Source organism: Brevibacillus reuszeri (assembly GCF_002897295.1).
Classification (GTDB): Bacteria; Bacillota; Bacilli; order Brevibacillales; family Brevibacillaceae; genus Brevibacillus; species Brevibacillus reuszeri_A.
In genome coordinates, this window is sequence record NZ_BEXF01000066.1 from 1 (window position 1) to 4,376 (window position 4,376).

The following is a 4,376-nucleotide window of genomic DNA, read 5'->3' on the forward strand; positions in this document are numbered from 1 at the left end:
AAGGTTTTTAACCTGATAGATATGTCGCAAAGTTGCAGATATAATCCCTTTGCCTATGTCAAAAAGGAGAGTGATATCCTAAAGGTCATTAACAACCTGATCAAAAATACCAATGGGAACAAACATGGAGCATCAGATCCATTTTGGGAAAGTGCAGAAAGAGCGCTTTTGCAAGCTATATTCCTCTATATCTTTTATGAATTGCCTGAGTATGAACATAAATTTGCAACAGTATTCACTATGTTGAGGCTGGCAGAGATAAAGGAGGATGAGGAAGACTTTAAAAGCGAATTCGATTTTCTGTTCGAAGTGCTACGCGAAGAAAACCCAAATCATATCGCCGTCAAGCAATATGATATTTTTAAAATGGCTTCCGGTAAAACTGCAAAAAGTATTCTCATATCGGCAGGTGTACGTTTATCGCCATTCGGTATTGAAGAGGTAGAACACCTACTAAGTGACGATGACCTTGAACTGCAAGCGTTGGGAGACGAGAAGACAGCACTGTTTGTATTGATACCGGATAGCGATACCACATTTAATTTCCTTGTAGCTATGATGTATGCCCAGCTGTTTGACTCTCTATATTATCAAGCTGACTTTGTGAGTGGCGGCAGCCTAAAGCATCATGTTAAGTTCTGGCTCGATGAGTTTGCTAATATCGGGCAAATTCCGGAATTTGATAAGTTAATTGCCACCATGCGAAGCCGAAATATTTCAGTAGCACCAATAATACAAAATATGACACAACTTAAATCGCTTTATAAAGAGACATATGAAACGATTATAGGTAACTGTGATTCGATTCTGTTTCTAGGTGGACAGGAGCGTTCTACACTTGAATGGGTGAATAAAGGGCTTGATAAACAAACGATTGACACCAAAAATACAAGTCAGTCCAGAGGAAGGAATAGCTCATCAAGTACCAGTTACGGTACTCAAGGCCGTGATTTAATGACTATCTCCGAACTTTCACGAATGCCAGATAATAAATGTATTCTTTTTGTAAGGGGCCTTGATCCTTTTTATTCTGACAAGTATAAGCTAGAGTCCCATCCTAACTATAAGTTACTTTATGAGGCGAATGAGAATAATTACTTTGATTCATCCATGAGTTTGAAACAATCCCCGTCCTCCGATCCGATAGCTGAATTGGTGAACATGCGAGTTCCCGATAAAGAGTTAGAGGAAAGGATGGAAGATTTAACTGTTGTAAATGTTGATGAGTTGGATAGTTTAGAAAAGCAAATGGATGAGCTAATTTAGCTAAAGCTGAATTAGTCACTGCTAAAGCATATTCCAAAAACCTATTATTCTGATATGAAAACTAAAAATTAAAATATGAAAGAGGTAGATTTTTAAATGAAAAATTTTATCATGAACACTTTCAAAAAACCTGTGGTTGCTAAAGTCCTGTCCTTGTCTTTTGCCCTTATGTTGGCGGGTACTAAAATTTATGCCGCAGCCGGAGGGGCAGAGGGAATGGACCAATTCGACGGTGTTGTTGATGTAATTGCCACTTGGGCAGGAAGAATTGGTCTCGTTGTCGCCTTCTTTGGGGGTATCCAAACAGCATTAGGTTTTAAACAAGATGATGCCGATGGGAAAGTTCGAGGAATGAAGACAATGGCCGCAGGGTTTATGGTCTTTGGTATCTCCAAATCACTGGCACTTTTCGGACTGTAATTGTGAGGGGGCTTGCAGCCCCCTATCTCAAAAAAAGTGGGTGGTGAAATAGTTGGCGTCTTCTCCGATTGAGGATATAAAAGCGGCTTTTGAAGGCTTTAGCGGAATTATTACAGAGGTTACAGGGTTAGTAAATCAGGGGCCTTCCGAGTATCCGGGGGTGTACTCGGTTATAACAGAAATTCATCAAGCCATTCTGCCTGTTGCATACAGTCTGCTGACTCTATATTTTTTATTGGATTTTATGAACAAGTCAATGAACTTCGCTTTTTTCAGGTGGGAAACGGTTGTCTCATGTATGTTAAAACTGGTGTTTGCCAAGTTAGTCATGGAACACACGCTTGACTTGTTAAACATCATTTTCCATGTATCCTCTTATGTTTCAAGTCTTGTGGGAACTACTGGAGCTGATTCATCACTTTATAAAATTGATTTTTCAGCCATGGAAGCTGAGTACGAAGATATGGGCTGGTTCGATAAAAAGCTTTATTCAGTTAAACTGATGCCTTTCGAATGGATTCTGCAGGGGATCAAAATCGTTATCATGTTGATTGTTTTTGGACGACTATTCCAGCTCTTAATATACACGGCTGCTGCCCCTATTCCAATAGCTGCATTTATACACGATGAACTTAAAGAAAAGGCTAAAAGGTTCGTATTCGATTATGCCGCGGTCTGCTTACAGGGAATCATCATCATCATCGGATGTATTGTATACGTGGCGATCATAGCCAATGTATCATTCGGATTCTTTACCGGAAATGGGGCTAATATGGAGCTTTGGAAAGGTATGCTGACTTCATTGGCCTTACTGCTTGTTGTGATCAAATCAGGATCATGGTCAAGAAAGATAATGGGTGACTAAGTTCGAGTGTACACAAAATTTAAGCCTGGTTCAGCTGCAGATCCAAAAGTATGTATACAATTTTAAAGCCGGCAGCCAGGAAGATCCCGTTATTTTGTGTACATTCACCGTCTCTCCTAAATCACTAAACATAAATGAGTACACTAATTGGAGGTACTATGATTGAGATAAGAATCCCCAAGGAGATAAGAACCTATAAAGAAAAATTGTTCTTTGGTTTAACGCTCAGACAGTTGATTTGCACCCTAATCGCCGTTGTGGTTAACGTGCCGCTGTACTGGTTTGGCAGGGACGTTATAGGAGCCGATGCTGCAAGTTGGGTGGTTATATTCGTTGCGATGCCATTATTCTTAATCGGATATTTTAACTATAACGGTATGACCTTTGAACAATTTATAAAATCTGTGATTCAGCAGGAGTTCATTTATCCGCAAAAAAGAAAATATATCACTTTGAATATGTTTGAGCTGCTTACAACAGAAAACCAAAAGGGGGGGAATAAGCGTGCTGTTTCTAAACAAAAAAAGCGCAAAAAAGAAAGCGAGAATTCCTAAATCAAGTCAACAATCCATTCCATATTCCGCAGCTTCTGAGGACGGGATTTTGAAACATGGCAAGGATCGCTACTCTAAAACCTTCTCTTATGTGGACATCAATTATCAGGTTAGTAAGCAAGATGATCAAGAAGAAGTATTTTCGAAATACTGCGAGTTTTTAAACTTCTTTGATGACACTGTTAATCTCCAAGTGACCATAATCAATAAAAGCTTTAACAAAGAAGATTTTGAAAGCAGAGTAATGATTAAGTCTCGGAATGACCATATGGAGCCATTTCGTGAAGAGTACAATCAAATGTTGAAACGCAGAATATCGGGCGGTAAGAATGAGATAAAAAAAGAGAAATTTGTCACGGTCAATATTGAGTCTATTTCCATGGACGAAGCACGCAACACATTCCTGAGAATGGAGAGAGAGACGCAGGCCGTATTCAAAAGAATGGGTAGCTCCATCAGTGGTTTAAACCTTAATGAACGTCTGGAGCTGCTACATGATGTGTATCGTATGGGTCAAGAAGGACACTTTACTTATGATCCGAAAGAGCATAAGAGAAAAGGGCTTATAACCAAAGACCTTATAGCTGCGGACTCTCTTACCTTTAAACGGGATCATATGATAATAGGCGATAAATACGCAAGGGCTATTTACATCAAAGATTTGCCTACCTTTCTAAACGACAAATTCCTTAGCGAGATCACCGATTTCTCTTTTAATCTGATCACGACTATGAATATCAAATCTGTGGACTCTTATAAGGCGCTCAGGATCGTTAAGAAGCAGATTACAGGCATGGAAGCTAATAAGATTGAATACCAGAAACGAAGCCTTAAAAACGGTTATCTGGAGGCGTTTATTCCTCATGAATTAAAGCACTCGCTTACAGAGGCAAATGAACTTTTGGATGATTTGATCAATAAAAATCAAAAGATGTTCCTAACAAACATCGTATTGATTCATTTTGCAGATACGCTTGAGGCATTAAACAAGGATACTAAAGAGATTTCAGCCATAAGCAGTAAATTCCTTTGTCAAACGGGTACATTGCATTACCAGCAAGAAGATGCATTGAATTCGTGCTTACCATTTGGGCTGAATCTGCTTAAAATATCACGGACATTGACTACAGAAAGCACAGCTATTTTCATGCCATTCACCAACCAAGAATTGTTTCAGGAGGGTGGAATGTATTACGGGCTGAATGCTGTATCACGAAAATTGATTATGTTCAACAGGCTTTCGCTGGATACACCGAACGGCTTTATATTGG

General features: G+C 39.2%; 5 protein-coding genes. All 5 read left to right on the forward strand.

Features of this window, described 5'->3' with window-relative positions:
- The coding region (locus tag C3B52_RS35115; protein WP_103110958.1) for a VirD4-like conjugal transfer protein, CD1115 family at positions 1 to 1,266 on the forward strand (1,266 nt) is incomplete at its 5' end.
- Positions 1,267 to 1,362: 96 nt separating this feature from the next.
- The gene (locus C3B52_RS35120; RefSeq protein WP_047914416.1) at positions 1,363 to 1,686 is read left to right on the forward strand and encodes a hypothetical protein; all 324 of its coding nucleotides are present in this window, start codon (positions 1,363 to 1,365) and stop codon (positions 1,684 to 1,686) included.
- Between the two features lie 52 nt (positions 1,687 to 1,738).
- The gene (locus C3B52_RS35125) at positions 1,739 to 2,551 is read left to right on the forward strand and encodes a hypothetical protein (protein WP_047914417.1); all 813 of its coding nucleotides are present in this window, start codon (positions 1,739 to 1,741) and stop codon (positions 2,549 to 2,551) included.
- A gap of 158 nt (positions 2,552 to 2,709) precedes the next feature.
- Positions 2,710 to 3,105 (forward strand): PrgI family protein, encoded by a 396-nt coding sequence (locus C3B52_RS35130; protein WP_052512301.1) that lies wholly within the window; start codon positions 2,710 to 2,712, stop codon positions 3,103 to 3,105.
- The coding region (locus C3B52_RS35135; RefSeq protein ID WP_373419760.1) for a VirB4-like conjugal transfer ATPase, CD1110 family at positions 3,056 to 4,376 on the forward strand (1,321 nt) is incomplete at its 3' end. The genes C3B52_RS35130 and C3B52_RS35135, both read left to right, overlap by 50 nt.